Source organism: Ectopseudomonas chengduensis (assembly GCF_900102635.1).
In the GTDB taxonomy this organism is placed as follows: Bacteria; Pseudomonadota; Gammaproteobacteria; order Pseudomonadales; family Pseudomonadaceae; genus Aquipseudomonas; species Aquipseudomonas chengduensis.
This window is the reverse complement of the sequence record NZ_FMZQ01000003.1, coordinates 202,279-221,937: the sequence shown is the minus strand read 5'-3', so window position 1 is coordinate 221,937 and position 19,659 is coordinate 202,279. Positions and strand designations below refer to the sequence as shown.

General features: G+C 63.2%; 20 protein-coding genes. 7 read left to right on the top strand and 13 right to left on the bottom strand.

Going from position 1 to position 19,659, the window contains the following annotated elements:
• Positions 1-4 precede the first annotated feature (4 nt).
• The 11 genes from BLS08_RS07750 to BLS08_RS07700 all read right to left on the bottom strand — a co-directional run bounded on the left by BLS08_RS07750 (position 5) and on the right by BLS08_RS07700 (position 9,604).
• A complete protein-coding gene (locus BLS08_RS07750) occupies positions 5-1,084 on the bottom strand; it encodes an AI-2E family transporter (protein WP_017677132.1) in 1,080 nt (359 codons plus the stop codon).
• 75 nt (positions 1,085-1,159) lie between these two features.
• The gene (locus BLS08_RS07745; RefSeq protein WP_051037296.1) at positions 1,160-1,975 is read right to left on the bottom strand and encodes a DUF4892 domain-containing protein; all 816 of its coding nucleotides are present in this window, start codon (positions 1,973-1,975) and stop codon (positions 1,160-1,162) included.
• A gap of 127 nt (positions 1,976-2,102) precedes the next feature.
• Positions 2,103-2,966 (bottom strand): alpha/beta hydrolase, encoded by an 864-nt coding sequence (locus BLS08_RS07740; protein WP_017677134.1) that lies wholly within the window; start codon positions 2,964-2,966, stop codon positions 2,103-2,105.
• Positions 2,963-3,766, bottom strand: a complete 804-nt coding sequence (locus BLS08_RS07735) for an alpha/beta fold hydrolase (protein ID WP_017677135.1) — start codon at positions 3,764-3,766, stop codon at positions 2,963-2,965. The genes BLS08_RS07740 and BLS08_RS07735 overlap by 4 nt, the downstream gene beginning before the upstream one ends.
• Before the next feature lie 99 nt (positions 3,767-3,865).
• Complete coding sequence (locus BLS08_RS07730; protein WP_017677136.1) at positions 3,866-4,498, bottom strand: LysE family translocator; 633 nt, start codon at positions 4,496-4,498, stop codon at positions 3,866-3,868.
• 41 nt (positions 4,499-4,539) lie between these two features.
• Positions 4,540-5,343, bottom strand: coding sequence for an AraC family transcriptional regulator (locus BLS08_RS07725; protein ID WP_055985522.1), 804 nt, complete (start codon positions 5,341-5,343; stop codon positions 4,540-4,542).
• A 58-nt stretch (positions 5,344-5,401) separates the two neighbouring features.
• Complete coding sequence (locus BLS08_RS07720; RefSeq protein ID WP_017677138.1) at positions 5,402-5,845, bottom strand: hotdog fold thioesterase; 444 nt, start codon at positions 5,843-5,845, stop codon at positions 5,402-5,404.
• A gap of 54 nt (positions 5,846-5,899) precedes the next feature.
• On the bottom strand, positions 5,900-7,567 hold the full coding sequence (locus BLS08_RS07715; protein ID WP_017677139.1) for an AMP-binding protein: 1,668 nt from the start codon (positions 7,565-7,567) through the stop codon (positions 5,900-5,902).
• A 182-nt stretch (positions 7,568-7,749) separates the two neighbouring features.
• A complete protein-coding gene (sixA, locus tag BLS08_RS07710) occupies positions 7,750-8,208 on the bottom strand; it encodes a phosphohistidine phosphatase SixA (protein ID WP_017677140.1) in 459 nt (152 codons plus the stop codon).
• Positions 8,205-8,552 (bottom strand): DUF4389 domain-containing protein, encoded by a 348-nt coding sequence (locus tag BLS08_RS07705; protein WP_017677141.1) that lies wholly within the window; start codon positions 8,550-8,552, stop codon positions 8,205-8,207. The genes sixA and BLS08_RS07705 overlap by 4 nt, the downstream gene beginning before the upstream one ends.
• Positions 8,553-8,581: 29 nt before the next feature.
• The gene (locus tag BLS08_RS07700; protein WP_017677142.1) at positions 8,582-9,604 is read right to left on the bottom strand and encodes an NAD(P)H-dependent glycerol-3-phosphate dehydrogenase; all 1,023 of its coding nucleotides are present in this window, start codon (positions 9,602-9,604) and stop codon (positions 8,582-8,584) included.
• A gap of 282 nt (positions 9,605-9,886) precedes the next feature.
• Here BLS08_RS07700 and BLS08_RS07695 point away from each other — a divergent pair, with 282 nt between their 5' ends.
• From BLS08_RS07695 to fabB, 3 genes are all read left to right on the top strand, one after another.
• Positions 9,887-11,785 carry a response regulator gene (locus tag BLS08_RS07695; RefSeq protein WP_017677143.1) on the top strand — a complete coding sequence of 633 codons (1,899 nt, stop codon included), beginning with the start codon at positions 9,887-9,889 and terminating at the stop codon, positions 11,783-11,785.
• A gap of 220 nt (positions 11,786-12,005) precedes the next feature.
• Positions 12,006-12,521: a 3-hydroxyacyl-[acyl-carrier-protein] dehydratase FabA gene (fabA, locus tag BLS08_RS07690; RefSeq protein ID WP_017677144.1), complete on the top strand. Its 516-nt coding sequence runs from the start codon at positions 12,006-12,008 to the stop codon at positions 12,519-12,521.
• A gap of 11 nt (positions 12,522-12,532) precedes the next feature.
• Positions 12,533-13,753 (top strand): beta-ketoacyl-ACP synthase I, encoded by a 1,221-nt coding sequence (gene fabB / locus BLS08_RS07685; RefSeq protein WP_017677145.1) that lies wholly within the window; start codon positions 12,533-12,535, stop codon positions 13,751-13,753.
• A 93-nt stretch (positions 13,754-13,846) separates the two neighbouring features.
• Here the strand turns inward: fabB and BLS08_RS07680 are convergent, their stop codons facing one another.
• Together BLS08_RS07680 and BLS08_RS26485 are read right to left on the bottom strand one after the other, a co-directional pair.
• A complete protein-coding gene (locus BLS08_RS07680) occupies positions 13,847-15,472 on the bottom strand; it encodes a methyl-accepting chemotaxis protein (protein ID WP_026088584.1) in 1,626 nt (541 codons plus the stop codon).
• Positions 15,473-15,608: 136 nt separating this feature from the next.
• Complete coding sequence (locus tag BLS08_RS26485) at positions 15,609-16,130, bottom strand: hypothetical protein (RefSeq protein WP_017677147.1); 522 nt, start codon at positions 16,128-16,130, stop codon at positions 15,609-15,611.
• 103 nt (positions 16,131-16,233) lie between these two features.
• Here BLS08_RS26485 and BLS08_RS07670 point away from each other — a divergent pair, with 103 nt between their 5' ends.
• The 4 genes from BLS08_RS07670 (at position 16,234) to BLS08_RS07655 (ending at position 19,652) form a co-directional block, all read left to right on the top strand.
• Positions 16,234-16,917, top strand: coding sequence for a response regulator transcription factor (locus tag BLS08_RS07670; RefSeq protein WP_017677148.1), 684 nt, complete (start codon positions 16,234-16,236; stop codon positions 16,915-16,917).
• Positions 16,907-18,175, top strand: a complete 1,269-nt coding sequence (locus BLS08_RS07665) for a sensor histidine kinase (protein WP_017677149.1) — start codon at positions 16,907-16,909, stop codon at positions 18,173-18,175. Before BLS08_RS07670 ends, BLS08_RS07665 begins: the two co-directional genes overlap by 11 nt.
• An 81-nt stretch (positions 18,176-18,256) precedes the next feature.
• Entirely contained in the window at positions 18,257-18,946 is a 690-nt protein-coding gene (locus BLS08_RS07660) for a class I SAM-dependent methyltransferase (protein WP_017677150.1), read from the top strand.
• Between the two features lies 1 nt (position 18,947).
• Positions 18,948-19,652 carry a lipopolysaccharide kinase InaA family protein gene (locus tag BLS08_RS07655; RefSeq protein WP_017677151.1) on the top strand — a complete coding sequence of 235 codons (705 nt, stop codon included), beginning with the start codon at positions 18,948-18,950 and terminating at the stop codon, positions 19,650-19,652.
• The last annotated feature ends 7 nt before the right edge of the window (positions 19,653-19,659 follow it).

The window sequence follows — 19,659 nt, the reverse complement described above, 5'->3', positions numbered from 1 at the left end:
CGTCTCATGCCCGTTTGTCCGGCGGCAGCTGGTCGAGGGCTGCCTGGTTGTCCGGCGCCTTGTCCGCCACCCAGTCGCTGAGCAGGCTGTAAGCCACTGCCAGCAGTGTCGGACCAAGGAACAGGCCCATGAAGCCGAAGGCCAGGATGCCGCCGAATACGCCGAGCAGCACCACCACCAGCGGCAGGTTGCCGCCACGGCTGATCAGGTAGGGTTTGAGGATGTTGTCCACCCCACTGATGATGAAGAAGCCCCAGATCCCCAAGAAGATCGCCATGCCGATTTCCCCCTGCCATACCAGCCAGGCCACGGCCGGGCCCCAGATCAGCGGCGGGATCATGATGAAGCTGAAGGCGAAGGTCAGCAGGCCCAGCACCAGTGCCCCCGGCACTCCGGCGATGACGAAACCGATATAGGCCAGCACGGCCTGCGCTGCGGCGGTGCCGATCACGCCGTTGACCACACGCTGTACAGTGCCGGCAACCAGTTCCAGATAATGATCGGCACGCTCGCCGATCAGCCGCTCCAGCAGGCTGTGCACGAATACCGCCAGGCGCGGGCCATCACGGTAGAAGAAGAACACCAGCACCAGGCTCAGGGCCAGCTCGACCATGCCCGCACCGATCTTCGCGCTACGCGCCACCAGCCAGTTGCCGACCTGGCCCAGATAGGGCCGCAACGTGTCGAAGAAGGCAGCGCCCTGCTGGTCGATGGTGCGCCACAGTTCCACCAGGCGATCACCGACCAGCGGAATACTGGCCAGCCAGCTCGGCGGTGGCGGCAGGCCTTCGACCTGAAGATCCTTGACCAGGGCGTTGGCGTCCTTGATGTGATCGGCCAAATTGAAGCCCAGCCAGACCAGCGGCACCGCCACCATGATCACCCAGACCCCAGTCAGGATGCCCGCCGCCAGCGACAGGCGCCCGTTGAGCAATTGCGTCAGCAGGCGCATCAGCGGCCAACTGGCAAAGGCCAACACGGCGGCCCAGAACAGCGCCGACCAGAATGGCGCCAGCACCCATAGGCTGGCAGCCAGCAGGCCGAGCAGAAGAATCTGCACCAGCAGACGATCATTAGTGGCCATCAAGCGAAACTCCCTTCGACGAAACGACAAAGCGCCCCTACGGGCGCTCTGTTACAGGCGATTGCGAGTACTAGCTTAACGCAACAAACGCACGCTCAGTGTTTCATCCGAACGCTCACCCAACTCCAGGCGCGCTTCGCGCACGCGCTGCTCGATCAACGCCTCACGCCAGGCTTCGGCCTGGCTACCGGCGAGGCTGACGCGCAAGGTGCTGTCGAGGTTCAGGCTGCGCGCCAGCACCTCGACCCAGGCGCTGTCGGCCTTGGCTTCGTCGGGCAGTTTCAGTTGCCCATCGGTGCGCAACTGACGCAGCAAGGTCGCCGGCGTCGGCAGTAATACGCCCAGAGGGGCTTCGGCATCCAGTTGCTCGGCATGCAGGTAAGCACGGCGATTACCACGAGTGATGCTGTATAACGCCAGCAGGCTCTCGTGGTTCGGCTCGGCCAGACGTAACAAGGCATAGGCCTGCTGGTCATCAGAGCCATATAGCGTGGCATTGCCGAATACCGAGTTGGCCCACAGGCTGCTCGCACCACACTCACGGCCCTGGCACCAGTAGAGCAGCTCGGCGTCCTTTTCCAGCAGCGCTTCGCGCGCCGCGGTGAACACCTGATCGGCGCTGTGGGTGCGTGGCAGCTCGTAGGTCACCGCACTGTGCTTGCCCTGCACGAGAATCTCCCGCTCATAGCGCAGCCGCCCGCTGATGCGGCGAATGGAGCCTTGCGGGTAGATACGCTCGACATCGGGCGCTTCCTTGAACGCGACGATGTGACTGGCAGGAAACCGCGGCAGTACCTCGAGGTCGCGACTGCCAGGTAGATCGGCCGCCAGTACGGCACCGCTGCAGACCGTGGCAAGCACCGCAGAAAAAAACTGCACAGCCCCCTTCATGAGGTGGCAGTCCACTGAAAAAACGCGACGGGTGAGCTTGCTGTACAGCGAGTGGCGACTTTTAACGGGTCGATCATGCGATCCTCCATGGCAGACCGCCACACCTTTCCCCACGGCCGCAGGCAAGTCAAGGCAAGCGCAGGAATGGATTGAAACAATCCGCTACGAGCTGCGCACCGGCTTCATCATCCAGATGCAGGTGATGCCCACCGGGCAGACGGTGTACCTCGAACGGCAGATCCTGCAGCAAGGTGCGCACGGCCGCCTGCGCCCCCATCATGCCCTGCTCCGCCAGCACCAGGCTGACCGGACATTGCAGCGCGCGAACGAACGCCTGGGCATGCGCCCAGGTCAGACGCAGCGGCGACGGCAGGGTCAGGCGGCTGTCGGTACGCCAGGTGTAGCCGCCCGGCACCGGCATCAGCCCACGCTGGGCCAGCAATTCGGCCGCCTCACGGCTGACCGCGCCCACGCCTTTCATGCGTGCCTCGACCGCGCGCGCCATCTCCGCGTACACCGGCTTGCGCTTGTCAGTCAGCGCCTGCCTGGCGCGCAAGGCTTCACCCAGCTTCTGCGGCGCCTGCTCGGCTTCACCGGTGTAAGGCACCAGGCCGTCAATCAGGGCCAGGCGCGCGATCCGCTCCGGCATCGCTCCCGCCAGCAACACTGCCGTGATCGCGCCCATGGAATGACCGAGGATGGAGAAACGCGCCCAGCCAAACTGCTCGGCGACCTGCAGTACATCAAAGGCATAGTCCCATAACGCGTAACCGGCGCCTGCCGAACGATGCTCGGAATGCCCATGACCGGCAAAATCAAGGGCGACGATGCGCACCCCCTCGAGTTTCGGCGCCAGCCGCGCAAAGCTCGCCGCGTTGTCCAGCCAGCCGTGCAGCGCCAGAACCGGCACACCATCCTCTGGACCGTAGAGATGAGCCGCCAACTCGATATGCGGCAGGCTCAGGCGCACTTCCTCGAAATCCATGCTCATGCACGTTGCTCCTGGCTACCAGCCCAGCGGGTGAACAGTTGACGCAGCAGGTCGGCGGTAGCCTGCGGGCGCTCCAGCGGGAACATATGGCCGCCAGGCAGATTGTGATATTCCGCGCGCGGCATGCGCCGCAACAGATGCGCATGATGCGGCAACACCACCCGACTGTGGCGACCGCGCACCATGGCCAGCGGCACCGCCAACTGCTGTGGCCGGCCCGGCGAAGTGTGCGGCACGCTGCGGTAGATACTGATCTCGGTGGCCGGATCGAACTTCAGGCGCAGCCCCTGCTCACTCAATTGCAGGCCATGGCTGACATAGGCGTCCAGGCACTCGGGGTCGAAACGGCGAAACAGGCTCTTGCCGGCGAAGTAGTCTCGCGCCTCGACGAGATCGGCAAAGGCTTCACGGCGCCCAAGCGTGCGGCCGGCCGGGGTGATGCGGTCGATGAAGCCGAAGCGCTTGGCAGCGCGAATCACCATGCGGTCTGCCAGGGTCAGCACTGGCGAATCGAGCATCACCACGCCGCGGTACAACTCCGGGCGAAGCAAGGCGGCGTGATAATGCAGCACACCGCCGAGCGAATGGCCGACGCCCCAGACCGGCTCATCGCCGCCCTCGAGGTGATGGATCAGCTCATCGACCAGATTCGACCAGTTGTCATTGACCGGAAAACGCGGGTCGTGGCCATGCTGTTCCAGGTGCTGCACCTGAAAATCCGGCGCCAGCGCGGCGAACAGCTTGCCGTAGGTGGCCGACGGAAAGCCGTTGGCATGAGCGAAGAAGATCGACTGCGGCATGCATCAAACTCGAGAAAGCAAACATGCCCGGATTCTCCGGCAGCCGACGACGCGCGGCAATGACCGTAACGGCCATTGATGGCAGCGCAATGGTCAGGGCTATAGCAGCAGACGTCCTACGATGCTGGCCGCCACCAGCAGAAATACCAGGCCGCAAACGAAGTCGATGGTCGGCGCCACCTGCAGCAGCCGCTGACGCATCAGCGGGCGGCTCAGGGTCAGCCCCAGCAGGCTGAACCAGAACAGGCTCAGGCCGAACAGCAGCGCCGCACAGGCCATCTTGCCGGGCAGCGACATATCGGCGGGTACAAGACTGCTGAGCAGTGCCAGGAAGAACACCAGCGCCTTGGGATTGCCCAGGTTGGTGAGCACGCCGCGTAACCAGGGGCCGAACAGCGAAGGCGTCAGCTCGCCATCCAGCCGCCTCGGGCCAGCACTGCCACGCCACCAGGCACGCACAGCGCCGATACCCAGCCAGCCCAGATAGAGTGCACCGCCGACCTGCACCAGATCGAACAGCCACTCGGTACGACTGAGCAGCAAGGCCACGCCGCTGAGCACCAGGGTGCCATGCAGAAGAATGCCGCAGGCCAGGCCCAACGCACTGAGCAAGCCGGCACGCTGCCCCTGATGCAAGGCGGTGCGCACCACCAGCGCTACATCCGGGCCGGGACTGATAAGGGCCACCGCGAACACGGCAGCCAGCGACAGCAAGACGGACGTCTCCTGCATGGTGATCTCCAGGAAAATGAAAAACAGGATGTGCGGGTGGGTCAGCCCTGGCGCAGGCGCGCCGGTGGCAGGCCATAGGTGCGGCGGAACAACTGCGAGAAATGCGCCTGGTCGTAGAAGCCCAGGCGCAGGGCGATCTCGCTCAGAGGCTCACCCGCCAGCACCAGCGGCAACGCCCGCTGCAAACGCAGTTGCATCAACCACTGATGCGGCGGCAAACCGGTGTGCTGGCGGAAACGCCGCAGCGCCTGCCAGGGACTCATGGCGCAAAAAGCGGCGATTTCCTCCAGCGTGGGTGGAGCGTCGAGGCGGCTCTCCAGCCAATCGCGCAGCCGCTGCCAGGTCTGCTGATCGAAGACGCGATGTGGCTCGCTGACGCGCAAGGTCGAGCCCATCTCCAGCAGGTGGGCCAGCGCCTGCCAGAGCGCCTCCTCCTGAGCCAGTCTCGAGCCGCCCAGCATCGCCGCATGAAAGCGCTGCAGGTGCTGTGACAGCAGCGGGTGACGCAAGCTGCTGGTGGTCAAGCGTGGCGCGCCCTGACGACCGTCACTCAGGGTACGACTGGCTTCATCCAGCCAGGAGGGATCGAAGGCCATTACCCGAATGCGGTAACTCTGGCCATCCAGGCAGGCGCCGTCATGAATCCCTTCCGGCGCCATCAGCAGTACGTCCCCCGCCCCGACATGCCGGCGCTCACCGCCATAGGCGTAGCGATGCTGTCCCTGTATCAACAGGCCGACGTGATATTCCAGGTGAAAGTGCCGGGGAAAGGCGAAGCGACGGTACTCGGCATCGATCAGGCGCACGCCGGGCAAGCTGCTTTGGATATGAGTGATCTGGTCCATGGCGCGTACTGTAGCGCCATGGACCAGGCAAATCTTGGATGAAATTGCAGGCAGAAACTTAAAGTTTCGGGGGCTGATCACCCAGGGGAACGATGGCCATGGTCAGGCGCGAGATACAGCTGGCCTTGCCGTCATCGCCACTGAGGCGAATGTCCCAGACGTGGGTGGTACGGCCCAGATGCACCGGCCGCGCCACCGCATGCACACGCCCGCTGCGTAAACCGCGCAGATGGTTGGCGTTGACTTCCAGGCCGACACAGTAGAAGCGGCTGCTGTCGATGCACAGGTAGCTGGCAGTGGAGCCTAGGGTTTCCGCCAACACCACCGAGGCGCCACCGTGCAGCAGCCCATAGGGCTGGTGAGTGCGCGAGTCGATCACCATGCTGGCGCTGAGCGATTCGTCGTCGAAGGCTTCGAAACGGATGTCCAGCACCTCACCGATGCTGTTTTTTAAGGTCGCGTTGAGTGCATCGATATCGGGCGTTCGTTGCCACAGTCCCATGGATACGTTCCTTGTGCGTTGAACACAGGGCCGGTCAACCCGGCCCATTCAGGCTCAATCGTGCCAGAGCACGGCTTCGCTGCGCTGTTGCCACTCGGCGAAACGCTCGCCATAAGTGCCCTCGATCACCGCGCGTTTGATTTTCAGGGTCGGCGTCAGGAAACCGTTCTCCACTGCCCAGACCTCCTTGACCAGTACCAGGCCTTGCAGCCGCTCATGATGATCGAGACGACCATTGACCTCGGCGAGCAAGGCCTTGAGGCTGTTCTCCAGCTCATCGCGACTGTCATTGGCCGCTTCCTGACGCCCTACATCGGATAGCACGCACAGGGCTATGGGCTGCGGCAGGCCGTCGCCGACCACGCACACCTGCTCGATACGCGAGTGCTCGCCAATGCGGTTTTCGATCGGCGCAGGCGCGACATACTTGCCCTTGCTGGTCTTGAAGATTTCCTTGATGCGGCCGGTGAGGCGCAGGTTGCCTTCGGCGTCCTGCTCGCCCTTGTCGCCGGTGCGCAGGAAGCCATCGTCAGTCAGCGTCTCGGCGGTCTTGATCGGGTCCTTGTAGTAACCCTGCATGGTCGCGCCGCTGCGCACCAGGACTTCGCCATCCTCGCCGATACGTACCTCGACGCCCGGGTTGTTCTGGCCGATCCAGCCCTGCTTGAACTTGCCCGGCAGACACACGTGGGAATAACCACAGTTCTCGGTCATGCCATAGACCTCCTGGATCTCCATGCCCAGGCGGCGATACCAGTTGAGCAGCGCCTCAGGCACCGGCGCGGCACCGGACAGCGCATAGCGAATGGCGTCCAAACCGAGGCCGGCGAGTACCTTGCGACCGATGAAGCGGCCGATGATCGGCAGTCGCAGCAGGCGGTCGAGCTTCTGCGCCGGCATCTTGCTGTACACACCCATCTGGAACTTGGTCCAGATGCGCGGCACGCCGAACATCACGGTCGGCCGCGCGCGCTTGAGATCTTCCAGAAAGGTATCCAGGCTCTCGGCAAAGAAGATCGTCTGCCCCGCATAGATGGACGCCAGCTCGACGAACATGCGCTCGGCCACGTGGCACAGCGGCAGGTAGGAGATCAGTCGATCATCCTCGCCCACGCCAAACAGCTTGATGGCGTTGCTGGCGGCGAAACCGAAATTGGAGAAATTGTGCATCACACCCTTGGGCGTGCCGGTGGTGCCTGAGGTGTAGATGATGGTGGCCAACTGGTTGGCTGCTGGCTTGGGGTCGTCCTGGATCGGCGCGCTGCGCTGCAGATCATCCCAGCTGTAGTCGAAGCTGCCCTGCGGATGCAGCGGCAGGCTGACGGTCGGCAAGCCCTGCGGCAGGCCCGGTGCCATCGAGGCCCAGTCATCGAGCTTGCCGACCAAGGCCAGGGCTGCTTCGGAATGCTCCAGCACCTGCCCCATGGAGTCGGCGGTGAGGTTGGGATACAGCGGTACCGAAACGTGGCCCGCCATCCAGATCGCCAGATCGGCGACGATCCAGTGCGCGCAGTTCTTGGAGATGATGGCGATGCGGCTGCCCTGTGGCAGTTCGCGACTACGCAACCAGCTGGCTGCGCGGCGCGCCTGCTCGCCCACGTCGGCCCAGCTCAGTTCCAGCAGCTGGCCGCCCCCTAGAGGTTGCACCATGTAGCGTTTGTTCGGGTGCCTTGCTTCACGTTCGTAAAACAGCTCGAGCGGCAAACGGATTGCATCAGCCACAGGGCTTCCTCCTTTGTTGTTTTTGTAGGAATCGACCAAGCACTTGCTTGGTTGAATATTCCACGCAGACAAAAGAGGCGCAAGTTAAGAAATGTTTCTCACCTGGAACATTTGCCCCCAAGGGGCGATAAGTCAGGCATGAGGCACCTGCGACGCCACAAGTGGCGCCACAGGGCGAAAGGTCAGCGGGGGTGGATAAGCGCCAGCAGCTCCATCAGCCCGGCGGCCGGGATATCGCCTTCCAGCTCAGCCAGACTGGCGGTGCGCATGGGCAGCGGCTCCTGGCGATGACCGTGCACCAGCAGCCCGCCCAGCGCGCCGATCAGCGGTTGATGGCTGACCAGCAGCACCTCGGCACGCTCACGCTCATCGAGATACTTCAAGGCATCACGCGGATCACTGTCCGGCGTCAGCCAGGTCACGGTGTTTATCTTGCCGGTGAACCCCAGCTCGCTGCGTACCAGCTCGGCCGTCTGCTGGGCACGCACGTAAGGGCTGGCGACGATGGCGGTCAGGGGCCGACCGGCGAGCTGAGCGGCGGCCTGCTGCACTTCCTTGCGACCATGGGCGGTCAGCTCGCGGGCAGCATCAGTGGCTGCCTGCGGCTCGGCCTCACCATGGCGCAGCAGCCATAACCTCACAGCTTGGGCTCCTCGTCGCGCACGGGGTGCGGCGCCGGCGGGATACTGTGCGCGGTCTCGCCTTCCGGCGCCCGCGGCGTCGGCCAGTCGGCGAACGGCCAGGGTTTTTCATCGGTATTGAAGGTGCCGAAACGACCGATCTGCGCCAGATACTGGCTGAGACTGTCGCCAAAGCTCAGCAGGCTGGCGTTCGGCGCGCCGTAGAACAGGCGGTAACCCAGTTGCAGCAGCACCACGGCGCCGAGCAGCAGCTCGGCCAGTTGCCAGACGATGAGGAAAATCACCATCCACAGAATGCGCAACAGAATCGACTCGCGCTCCAACTCCTGTTTTTCATCACTCATGATTCACGCTCCTTGATTGGCTGCCGGGTTCAGAAACCAGCAGTGGGGATGAAATCGACGTCGGTCTTGGGCTCACCGAGCATCAGCAATTCGATGACCTGAGCCAGCGTACGCCCCTCGAAGAGGATGGCATGCAGGCCAGCGACCAGCGGCATGTAGACGTCCAGTTCTTCGGCACGGGCCTTGAGTACCTTGAGCGTATTGACCCCTTCGGCGACTTCGCCAAGGCGCTGCACCGCGTCTTCCAGGCTGAGGCCTTCACCCAGGGCGAAGCCGACCTGATAGTTGCGACTTTTCGGTGACGAACAGGTGACGATCAGGTCGCCGACACCAGCGAGGCCGAGGAAGGTCATCGGGTTGGCGCCGAGCTTGACCGCGAAACGGGTCATTTCCGCCAGGGCGCGGGTGATCAGCATGCTTTTGGTGTTCTCACCCATGCCCAGCGCCGCCGCCATACCGGACATGATGGCGTAGACGTTCTTCAACGCGCCGCCAAGCTCGACACCGAAACGATCGGCGCTGGCGTAGACGCGGAAGGTTCTGCCATGCAGAGCCTGCTGCACGCGCAGGCACAGTTCTTCATCTTCACTGGCGATCACCGTGGCGGTCAGGGCGTGATCGGCCACTTCCTTGGCCAGATTCGGCCCGGACAGCACGCCGATACGCGCGGCGGGGGCGATCTCTTCGAGAATCTGGCTCATCAGCTTGAAGGTCTTGGCTTCGATGCCCTTGGTGGTGCTGATCAGCATCTTGCCCGCCAACTGCGCCGCCACCGGTTGCAGGGCATCGCGCAGGGCGCTGGAAGGCAATGCGACCAGCACCAACTCGGCCTGCTGCAGCACGCCGCTCAGGTCACTGGTCGGCTCGATACCGCCATGCAGCTTGACGCCCTTCAGATAGCGCGGGTTCTCGCCGCTCTGACGCATCTGCTCGGCCTGCTCGGGGTCACGCATCCACTGCAGGACGCGCTGGCCGTTCTCCGCCAGCAGGTTGGCCAGGGCGGTGCCGAAGCTGCCGCCGCCGAGTACGGCAATGGGTTGGAGCTGTGTCATAGGTCTTCCGAATGAGGCCATGCGTGATGGCGGTCTGCGGGCATTATACGGAGCCGAGAGTACCCGGCCAGGGCAAAAGTTCAGTGCAGACCATCCACAGAGCCGGGCAAACGAGAATTACCGCAGAGTGCAGGCGCCTGACGCTGGCAAAGCGCGTCGGGTCGGTTAACATGCGGGATTGACCATAATTGCCAAGGACGATTCGTGCCCACAGGCAGCCCCTTGCCCCCGCCCTGCGCCTCTCGTCAGACAGCAGCGCCGCTTTCCAGGGATGGTAGAGCCATGAACCAGCGTCGCGGCTGGAACATTCACACCCGCACTCAGCTGATCAGTGTCGGCCCGGCCCTGCTGCTGACCCTGCTGCTGACCGGTTTTCTCACCTTCACCCGCCTGCAGGACCTGCGCCTGGAGCAGGGTCACATCGGCCAGCTGATCGCCAACCAGTTGGCGCCAGCCACCGAGTACGGCGTGCTCAACGACAACCTCGACACGCTGGAAAGCCTGCTGCGTGCAACCCTCGGCACCCCTGACGTGCGTTTCGCTGAAGTGCGTGACCGCGACGACAACATTCTGGTGTACGTCGAACGCCCCAAGGAACAAGGCCATAGCACGCCGCAGGTCGAGGTGTTCCAGGCACCGATTCGCCTGCAGGGCCAGCCTGCCCGTACGCAAGCGCTGCCACCCTTGGGCAAGGCACTCGGCGACGGCTACCTGGGCCGGGTGGTGGTGGGCATGTCCAACGACACCTTCAATACGCGCCAGCAGGAGATACTGTTCAAGGCCGGCGTTCTCTCATTGTTTGCCCTGCTCCTGACCTTCCTGCTCGCCCGTCGCCTGGCCAGACGCCTGGCGCAACCGCTCAGTGCCATGGGCCAGGCCCTGGAACGCATCCAGAGTGGTGACTACCGCCCGTCCCTGGTCGAGCGCGGCAATGACGAACTGACCGACCTCGCCCGGCATATCAACAACCTCGCCTGCGCCCTCGAGCAGAGCGGTCGCGAGCAGCAGCAGGCGATTGCCGAATTGATCCAGGCGCGCGAGGAATCCGAGCAGGCCAACCGGGCCAAGTCCGACTTCCTGGCCATGATGAGCCATGAGCTGCGCACGCCCATGAATGGCGTGTTGGGCATGCTGCAACTGCTGGAAACCACCAGCCTGAACGACGAGCAGAACGAGTACGCCGCCCTGGCCACCGAGTCCACCGAGCACCTGCTCAAGGTGATCAACGACATTCTCGACTTCTCACGGATCGAACGTGGCGCCCTGGAGCTCGAAGCCATCCCCTTCAGCCTGCTGGAGCTGCTGCAAGGCTCGGTGCAGGTATTCCAGCACAGCGCTCAGCAACGCGGCCTGCAACTGCTGCTGGAAACCCAGCCAGGTCTGGACCAATTGGAAGTGCGCGGCGACCCCACGCGCATCCGGCAGATTCTGGTCAACCTGATCGGCAACGCACTGAAGTTCACCGAAGAAGGCCAGATTCTTGTGCAAACCCGCTGGCAGCAGCTGGACGACCAGGTGCTGTGGTTCACCTGCGCCGTGCGCGACAGCGGTATTGGCATCGACGACGAGCGCCTGGAACACATGTTCGACGCCTTTCAGCAGGCCGACACCTCGATATCCCGCCGTTACGGCGGCACCGGCCTCGGCCTGCCGATCGCTCGCACCTTGGCCGAACGCATGGGCGGCACCTTGCGCGCGGAAAGCCGACTGGGCGAAGGCTCGGTGTTCACCCTGGAGATACCTTTACCCTTTCTGGCCCGCAGCGAGCAGGCACAAAGCAGTGACAATCAGAGCCTGAGCAGCGGCGACGGCCAGGCAGTGCTGCTGGTGGAAGACAATCCGGTCAACCAGACGGTCATCGAAGCCATGCTGCGCAGCCTGGGCTATCAGGTCAGTCTGGTCGGCGATGGTCAGCAGGCCGTACAAAACTGCAGCCAGCACGACTACGCCGCCATCCTGATGGATTGCAGACTGCCGCTGATGGACGGTTACGAGGCGACGCGGCAGATCCGTCAGCTCCAGCAGTGCCAACAGGTGCCGATCATCGCCCTGACCGCCAATGCCCTACAGGGTGACCGCGAAGCCTGCCTGGAAGCGGGAATGAACGATTACCTGGCAAAGCCGTTCAAACGAGCAGACTTGCAACGCATTCTGCTGCGCTGGCTGCCACCCCGACCATAGGCGAGTAGCGCCCGTGACAAGCCGGCGTTACAAGGGGAAACTGCTGTGCCTGTGACAATGCAGAACCAGCAGAGTACAACTGTACTCACTGCGCTGTGACTTTCACCACAACGCAACAGTCTATGACTAGGCTGCCGGCAGACGCCTACATTTAGAAAGACGTCGCCGGCCAGGACGATTCGCCCAGCCTTAGAAGCGTGGGGACAATTGAGGAGCTCGCATGACAAGACAAAACGCCTACACCCGGGAAGATCTGCTCGCCTGCAGCCGCGGCGAACTGTTCGGCCCGGGGAACGCGCAACTGCCCGCCCCAAACATGCTGATGATCGATCGTATCGCTCACATCAGCGAAACCGGCGGCAAGTACGGCAAGGGCGAAATCGTCGCTGAGCTCGATATCAATCCGGACCTGTGGTTCTTCGCCTGTCACTTCGAGGGCGACCCGGTAATGCCGGGCTGCCTCGGTCTCGACGCCATGTGGCAACTGGTCGGCTTTTACCTCGGCTGGCAAGGCAACCCCGGCCGTGGCCGCGCCCTGGGTAGCGGCGAAGTGAAATTCTTCGGTCAGGTACTGCCGACCGCCAAGAAGGTCACCTACAACATTCACATCAAGCGCACCATCAGCCGCTCGCTGATCCTCGGCATCGCCGATGGCACCGTGTCCGTCGACGGCCGTGAAATTTACAGCGCCGAAGGCCTGCGCGTCGGCCTGTTCACCTCCACCGACAGTTTCTGAAGGACTTGCACATGCGTCGTGTAGTGATCACCGGTCTGGGCATCGTTTCCTGCCTGGGCAATGACAAAGAAGCCGTTGCCGGCAGCCTTCGCGCGGGCAAATCAGGCATCCGTTTCAACCCCTCCTACGCCGAAATGGGCCTGCGTAGTCATGTCTCCGGTTCGGTCAACCTGAATCTGGAAGAGCTGATCGACCGCAAACTGTTCCGCTTCATGGGCGACGCTGCGGCTTACGCCTATCTGTCGATGGAACAGGCGATCAAGGATTCCGGCCTCAGCGAAGAGCAGATTTCCAATCCGCGCACCGGCCTGATCGCCGGTTCCGGTGGCGCTTCCACCGTCAACCAGATGGAAGCCATCGATACCCTGCGCGAAAAAGGCGTCAAGCGCATCGGCCCATACCGCGTGACCCGCACCATGGGCAGCACCGTATCGGCGTGCCTGGCCACTCCGTTCAAGATCAAGGGCGTCAACTTCTCCATCTCCTCGGCCTGCGCCACCAGCGCGCATTGCATCGGCCAGGCCATGGAGCAGATCCAGCTGGGCAAACAGGACGTGGTCTTCGCCGGTGGCGGCGAAGAAGAGCACTGGAGCCAGAGCTGCCTGTTCGACGCCATGGGCGCCCTCTCCACCCAGTACAACGAAACCCCGGAGAAGGCCTCGCGCGCCTACGACGCCAAGCGTGACGGTTTCGTCATCGCCGGTGGTGGCGGCATGGTCGTGGTCGAAGAGCTGGAACACGCACTGGCTCGCGGCGCCAAGATTTACGCGGAAATCGTCGGTTACGGCGCGACCAGCGATGGCTACGACATGGTCGCTCCGAGCGGCGAAGGCGCGATCCGCTGCATGCAGCAGGCGCTGGCCACCGTCGACACCCCCATCGACTACCTCAACACCCACGGCACCTCGACTCCGGTTGGCGACGTTGCGGAAATCAAAGGCGTGCGCGCCGTATTCGGCGACAAGGCTCCAGCCATCAGCTCGACCAAGAGCCTGTCCGGCCACAGCCTCGGCGCTGCCGGCGTGCAGGAAGCGATCTACTGCATGCTGATGATGGAAGGTAACTTCATCGCCGCGTCGGCCAACATCGACGAGCTCGACCCGGAAGTGGCCGATATGCCGATCCAGCTCAGCACCGTCGAGAACGCCAAGCTCGACACAGTGATGAGCAACAGCTTCGGCTTCGGTGGCACCAACGCCACTCTGGTGCTCAAGCGCTGGGCCGGCAAGTAACAGCTGCCGCGGTAAAGAAAACGGCGCCTTCGGGCGCCGTTTTCGTTTGTGCTACTTCCCCCTGCCGCTGGCGGGAGGGGAAATGGCCGTGCCTCAGACCTTGAAGCGCGCTACCAGGTTGTTCAGGTCGATCGCCAGACGCGACAGCTCCTGGCTAGCCGCACTGGTCTGGTTGGCACCCGCCGAACTCTGCAGCGACAGATCGCGAATATTGACCAGATTGCGATCCACTTCCCTCGCCACCTGAGCCTGCTCTTCCGACGCGCTGGCAATCACCAGGTTGCGCTCGTTGATCGAGGAAATCGCCTGAGTGATCAACTCCAGCGCCGTGCCCGCAGCCTGGGCCACCTCAAGGGTGGAGCGGGCGCGACTGTTGCTGCTCTGCATCGAACCGACCGCCTGATCGGTGCCGCTTTGAATGGCACCGATCATCTGCTCGATCTCCTGGGTGGATTGCTGAGTGCGATGCGCCAGCGCACGCACCTCGTCAGCCACTACAGCGAAGCCTCGTCCCGCATCACCGGCCCGCGCTGCCTCGATGGCAGCGTTGAGCGCCAACAGGTTGGTCTGCTCGGCGATGGAGCGGATCACGTCAAGCACCTTGCTGATCTCACGGACCCGCTCGGCCAGCTTCTCGACCTCACCCGCGGTGCCATTTACATCATCGGCCAGCTGACTGATCGAGCTCACGGTCTGGCGCACCTGCTCGCGCCCCTGCTGCGCCGTAGCATTGGATTCGCGCGATGCCTCGGAGGTGCTCACAGCATTGCGCGCGACCTCTTCGACCGCGGCAGTCATCTCGTTGACTGCCGTAGCGGCCTGTTCGATCTCGGTGTTCTGCTGATGCAGGCCGCGAGTCGAATCCTCGGTCACCGCATGCAATTCTTCGGATGCCGATGCCAGTTGATTGGACGAGTCGGCGATACTCTGAATGGTGTTACGCAGGCTCTGCTGCATGCTTTTCAACGCCGCCAACAAGCGCGCCGGCTCATCGCTACCTTCAGCATGAATGACCTGAGTCAGGTCACCAGATGCCACCACCTCAGCCACCCGCACGGCTTCGCTCAGCGGCGCGACGATACTGCGGGTCAGCAACAATGCCAGGGCCACGGTGGCCAGCGCCGCCAGTGCCATCATCACCACTACCCAGGTACGCGCCGAATCGAACACCCGCCCGGCTTCGCGAGCAGCCCCGGAAGCCCCCTTACGGTTCAGTTCGGAAAGCTCACGGAGAGCTAGCGTCATATCATCGGCATGTTGATTGAGCGTGCCACGGGTCACGGCAATGGCATCGTCGAAGTTACCTTGTCGAACGAATGCGACGATCTTGCCCTGCTCCTGCAGGTAACCAGCCTCAGCGCGACGAAAGCCTTCATAGAGGCCACGCTCGTCACTACTGGAAATGAGTTTTTCGTATGAGGAATCGGCCTCACTGAGCGCAGCGCGCAAGTCATCGGCCAGACGCAGGTTGCGCTGTAATTCGTCCGGCTCACGATTGAGCATCAGCCGCAGCGTCACGGCACGCAGACGCAGGATGTCCTGGCTGACCTCCCCCAGCGCCATCACACTTGGCAGCCAATCCTGATCGACTGCCTCGGACTGCTTGCGCATCTCGGTCATCTGGAACAGTGAAAAAGCCCCAAGCAACAACACCAGCAAAGCCACTAGACCGAACCCCAAAGCAGCCCGTGGTGCGATAGAAAGATTACGCAGCGACATTTTTTGCAACTCCCATTGCGCGCAGAAATCGAGACATCCTTCGCCGCACTTGGCAAAAGACCTTAAGAGATTGCGCTAATCCCTTCTTTCTTATCGACGTGATTCAGTCGCTCTTGATAAGGAAATAAAGAAATTTCTAACGACGCAGTGCCTTGGCCATCGCCTGATCGACATGGTGGCGCCATTCATCATCGCGCCACTGCTCCTCCCGGCGTGCCTGCCTGTCATCGATACGCTGCACGTCCTCGCACTGGCGAAACCCGTCATCCCAGCCCTGAGTGTAGAGCGGCTCGGCCATATAGCGTGGTACGTCCTTGTCGAACTGGCCCAGTGGACCGGTTGCCGAGCGCCCGCTGCTGCAGCCGGCCATTTCTGCCAGGGCCTGTTCCTTGCTCCAGCCTTGATAGATGACGCGATACAGCGCAGCGATCAGCCCGGTGCGGTACAGATCGGGCGCCATGCGATAGAGGTTGATACGGGCATCCAGGGGTTGCGCACAATTGGCCTGGCGCACGCCCTGCAAGGGTGCGGGCGAGGTCGTCGCACCCCAGGCCATGCTCAGCGGCAGCAACGCGCTGCGTGTGAGGAAGAAAACTGCCAGCCAGGCCAGCAGGATGATCGCCAGATAACGAAGTTGCGCGTATTGAAGCCGAGGCATCGTATGATCCTTGAAGGATGAACGTGCCGCAGTGTGCGAGGCGAGCCGTGAGCCGCTCGTCAAAGCCGTGTGAAAGAATCGTCAAACCCAGGAATAACCCGCGATGCGCATTCTGGTCATCGAAGACAACCGAGACATCCTCGCCAACGTGCTCGACTATTTGCAGCTCAAGGGCTTTTCCGTCGACTGCGCACAGGACGGCCTGAGCGGCCTGCACCTGGCCAGCAGCGGCCACTATGACTTGATCGTGCTGGACATCATGCTGCCCGGCATAGACGGCTATCAGGTATGCAAGCGCCTGCGCGAGGATGGGCGCAGCGAGGTGCCGATCCTCATGCTCACCGCACGCGATGCCCTGGATGACCGCCTGCAGGGCCTCAACGCCGGCGCCGACGACTATCTGATCAAGCCGTTCGCGCTTTCCGAACTGGTGGCGCGCATCGAGGCGATCCTGCGCCGCAGCCGCGGCAGTCGCAAACGCCAGCTGCAGGTCGCCGACCTCAGTTACGACCTCGACACCCTGTACGTCAGCCGCGCCGGTCAGCCGCTCAAGCTCAACCCGTTGGGTCTCAAGCTGCTGGCCATCCTCATGCAGCGCAGCCCGGCTGTGGTACGGCGCGAGGCGCTGGAAGAATCCCTGTGGGGTGACGACTGCCCGGACAGCGACAGCCTGCGCAGCCACATCCACCAACTGCGTCAGGTGCTCGACAAGCCCTTCCCCACTCCCCTGCTGCACACCATCCATGGTGTCGGTTATCGCCTGGCGGAGAGCGCCGATGCTGTCTAAGCAGCCCTTCGAACGGCGGATTCTGATCGCCTTCGTATTGATGACGGTGATGGTCAGCGGCCTGTTCTCGCTGAGCATCGTCGGTGTGGTGCACTTCATCGAGGAGCACCTGGTTTCCCAGGAGATGAGCCGCGAGCTGGGCGAAACGCTCAACGAGGACATCCGCCAGGGCCGCCCGCCGCGCCTGGACAGCAGTACGCAGTTCTTCTCCTCCTACCACGACCAATACCTGATTCCCCAGCAGTACGCCGGCCTGCAGGAGGGATTCAACGAAGTGGTCAGCGGCGACGAGGCGTTTTACATCTACGTACAGAAGATCAACGGCGAGACCTACATGCTGGTGCAGGAACAGCAGGAATTCGAAGCCCGCGAGAATGCGCTGTTCAACGTGGTGCTGGCCGGCTTCCTGATAACGGTGGTGGCCGCCTGGGGCCTGGGCCTGATGATGGCGCGCAAGGTCATGGCGCCGGTCAGCCGTCTGGCCCAGCAGGTGCGCCATCGCGACCAGCTGCACCCACTGGCGCCGCCCCTGGCGCCGGACTACCCCGACGATGAGATCGGCCAGTTGGCCGCCGCCTTCGACAGCACGCTGGGCCAGGTGCGTCAGTCTCTGGAGCGCGAGCGGCTATTCACCAGCGATGTCAGCCACGAACTGCGCACACCGCTAATGGTCATCGCCACTTCCTGCGAACTGCTCGCCGAAGCGCCCCTGGGGCCGCGCGAGAAGGAACAGGTGGCGCGCATCGCCCGCGCCAGCGAGGAAATGCGCGAGCTGGTGCAGACCTTCCTGCAACTGGCGCGGGACAAGAGCAACGAAGCGGCCTTCGGCGGCGACCGCACGCTCGCCGGTATCGCTCATGAGCAGGCCAGCCGCTGGAGCGTCTTGATGAAGGAGAAGGGGCTGGACTTCCAATTGACCGAGGAAGGCCAGGACGACGGCCGTTACAACGCCACCTTTCTCGGCACGGTGATGGCCAACCTGTTGCGCAATGCCCTGCATTACACCGAACGCGGCAGTGTGCGCCTGATCCTCGAACAGGGCGCCTTCCGTATCGAGGACAGCGGCGCCGGCATTCCCGCCGAGCAGCACGAGCGCATCTTCCAGCCCTTCGTCCGCGGCTTGCAGGCCCGCGGTGAAGGGCTGGGCCTGGGGCTGTCGCTGGTCAAACGCATCTGCGCCAAACAGGGCTGGCAGGTCAGCCTGCAGAGCGAACCGGGGCATACACGCTTTCGCGTGACACTGAACGGGGACGCTTGACGAAATTTTCACATCCCTTTGACGTGAACTTGATGCCTGGCTCTTTAGGGTGACGAACGTATCCATCAAGGGACATTCGTCATGCCCAAGCCTAGCCCCATCGAACTGGATTTTTCCCGCAAGTACGATTTCGAGCACGCCCAGCAATACCTGCACAAGCATCAGGACGGCCTGTCCCGGCGCCTGTCGCACTGGCGCGACGTGCAGGTGGCGCGCCGTGCACTGCAGATGGCCGATGAACCGAACCTGGTGCTTGACCTGCCCTGCGGTGCCGGGCGCTTCTGGCCGATGCTCTGCGAACAGCCGAACCGGGTGATCTTTGCCGCCGACAACTCGGCCGACATGCTCGCCACCGCGCGCGCCGCACAGGCTCCCGAGGTAGTGGCGCGGGTCACCAGCTTCCGCACCTCCGCTTTCGCTATCGACCTGGGCGCCAATGCGGTGGACTGCATCTTCTGCATCCGCCTGCTGCATCACATCGAATCGGCCGAACACCGCCTGGCCATCCTTCGCGAGTTTCATCGCGTCAGCCGCGATACGGTGATCGTCTCGCTGTGGGTCGATGGCAACTACAAGGCCTGGAAACGCCAGCGCCTGGAGGCCCGCCGCGCCGCACAGGGCCGCGCCGCGGAAAACCAGAACCGCTTCGTCGTCGCCCGGAGTACGCTGGAGGATGAATTCCGTCAGGCCGGCTTCAACATGCTCGGCCATCTGGACTTCCTGCCCGGCTACGCCATGTGGCGCACCTACGTCCTGCGCAAGGTGGCCTGAGATGGGCATCCTCAGCGAACAGGCACTGGCCGCCCTGCCGTCGACCGAATTCGACCGCTGGTGGCACAGCCCAGGCGAATGGGTCGAACCCGCCAATCAGCGACGCGGCGGCGAAAGTGGCGTGCGCCTGCTGCAACACTGGGACACAAGCCGGCCCCTGCTGTTCTGCAAGCGCCAGAGCGGGCATATCTACCGTTCGCTGCGCCACCCCGGGGGACGGCCGACCATCCTGCGTGAGCTGCAGGCCTACCGCGCCCTCGCCCGCCTGGGTGTACGCACGCCGAACATCGTCTACTGCGCCGCACGCAAACAGAGCGGACAGTGGCAGGCACTGTTGGTCACCGAAGCGCTGCTGGGCTTCGTCAGCCTGGAACAGTGGTACGAGGAGGCGCATACGCCGCAACTCAATCAACGGATGTTGCAGCGCCTGGCAGTCACCCTGGCACGCCTGCACCTGGGCGGCTGGCAACACGGCTGCTGCTACGCCAAACACCTGTTCATCAAGCTGCGTGGCGATGGTGATGTGGACATCGCCTTGCTGGATCTGGAAAAAAGCCGTCGCCGCTGGCGCGCCTCCAGCGCCGCGCGACGCGATCTGGGCCAACTGGAGCGGCACCGCGGCGCGATGCCCGAGGCCGACATGGGCTACCTGCGCCAGGCTTACCAGCAGGCGCTGAACATGCCCTGGGGCGGACTGCAGCCATGAGCGACAC

Excerpts from the sequence above, each read along its gene's own strand:
- BLS08_RS07750 (WP_017677132.1), bottom strand. The coding sequence starts at position 1,084 with ATGGCCACTAATGATCGTCTGCTGGTGCAGATTCTTCTGCTCGGCCTG.
- BLS08_RS07745 (WP_051037296.1), bottom strand. The coding sequence starts at position 1,975 with ATGAAGGGGGCTGTGCAGTTTTTTTCTGCGGTGCTTGCCACGGTCTGC.
- BLS08_RS07740 (WP_017677134.1), bottom strand. The coding sequence starts at position 2,966 with ATGAGCATGGATTTCGAGGAAGTGCGCCTGAGCCTGCCGCATATCGAG.
- BLS08_RS07735 (WP_017677135.1), bottom strand. The coding sequence starts at position 3,766 with ATGCCGCAGTCGATCTTCTTCGCTCATGCCAACGGCTTTCCGTCGGCC.
- BLS08_RS07730 (WP_017677136.1), bottom strand. The coding sequence starts at position 4,498 with ATGCAGGAGACGTCCGTCTTGCTGTCGCTGGCTGCCGTGTTCGCGGTG.
- BLS08_RS07725 (WP_055985522.1), bottom strand. The coding sequence starts at position 5,343 with ATGGACCAGATCACTCATATCCAAAGCAGCTTGCCCGGCGTGCGCCTG.
- BLS08_RS07720 (WP_017677138.1), bottom strand. The coding sequence starts at position 5,845 with ATGGGACTGTGGCAACGAACGCCCGATATCGATGCACTCAACGCGACC.
- BLS08_RS07705 (WP_017677141.1), bottom strand. The coding sequence starts at position 8,552 with ATGAGTGATGAAAAACAGGAGTTGGAGCGCGAGTCGATTCTGTTGCGC.
- BLS08_RS07700 (WP_017677142.1), bottom strand. The coding sequence starts at position 9,604 with ATGACACAGCTCCAACCCATTGCCGTACTCGGCGGCGGCAGCTTCGGC.
- BLS08_RS07695 (WP_017677143.1), top strand. The coding sequence starts at position 9,887 with ATGAACCAGCGTCGCGGCTGGAACATTCACACCCGCACTCAGCTGATC.
- fabA (WP_017677144.1), top strand. The coding sequence starts at position 12,006 with ATGACAAGACAAAACGCCTACACCCGGGAAGATCTGCTCGCCTGCAGC.
- fabB (WP_017677145.1), top strand. The coding sequence starts at position 12,533 with ATGCGTCGTGTAGTGATCACCGGTCTGGGCATCGTTTCCTGCCTGGGC.
- BLS08_RS07680 (WP_026088584.1), bottom strand. The coding sequence starts at position 15,472 with ATGTCGCTGCGTAATCTTTCTATCGCACCACGGGCTGCTTTGGGGTTC.
- BLS08_RS26485 (WP_017677147.1), bottom strand. The coding sequence starts at position 16,130 with ATGCCTCGGCTTCAATACGCGCAACTTCGTTATCTGGCGATCATCCTG.
- BLS08_RS07670 (WP_017677148.1), top strand. The coding sequence starts at position 16,234 with ATGCGCATTCTGGTCATCGAAGACAACCGAGACATCCTCGCCAACGTG.
- BLS08_RS07665 (WP_017677149.1), top strand. The coding sequence starts at position 16,907 with ATGCTGTCTAAGCAGCCCTTCGAACGGCGGATTCTGATCGCCTTCGTA.
- BLS08_RS07660 (WP_017677150.1), top strand. The coding sequence starts at position 18,257 with ATGCCCAAGCCTAGCCCCATCGAACTGGATTTTTCCCGCAAGTACGAT.
- BLS08_RS07655 (WP_017677151.1), top strand. The coding sequence starts at position 18,948 with ATGGGCATCCTCAGCGAACAGGCACTGGCCGCCCTGCCGTCGACCGAA.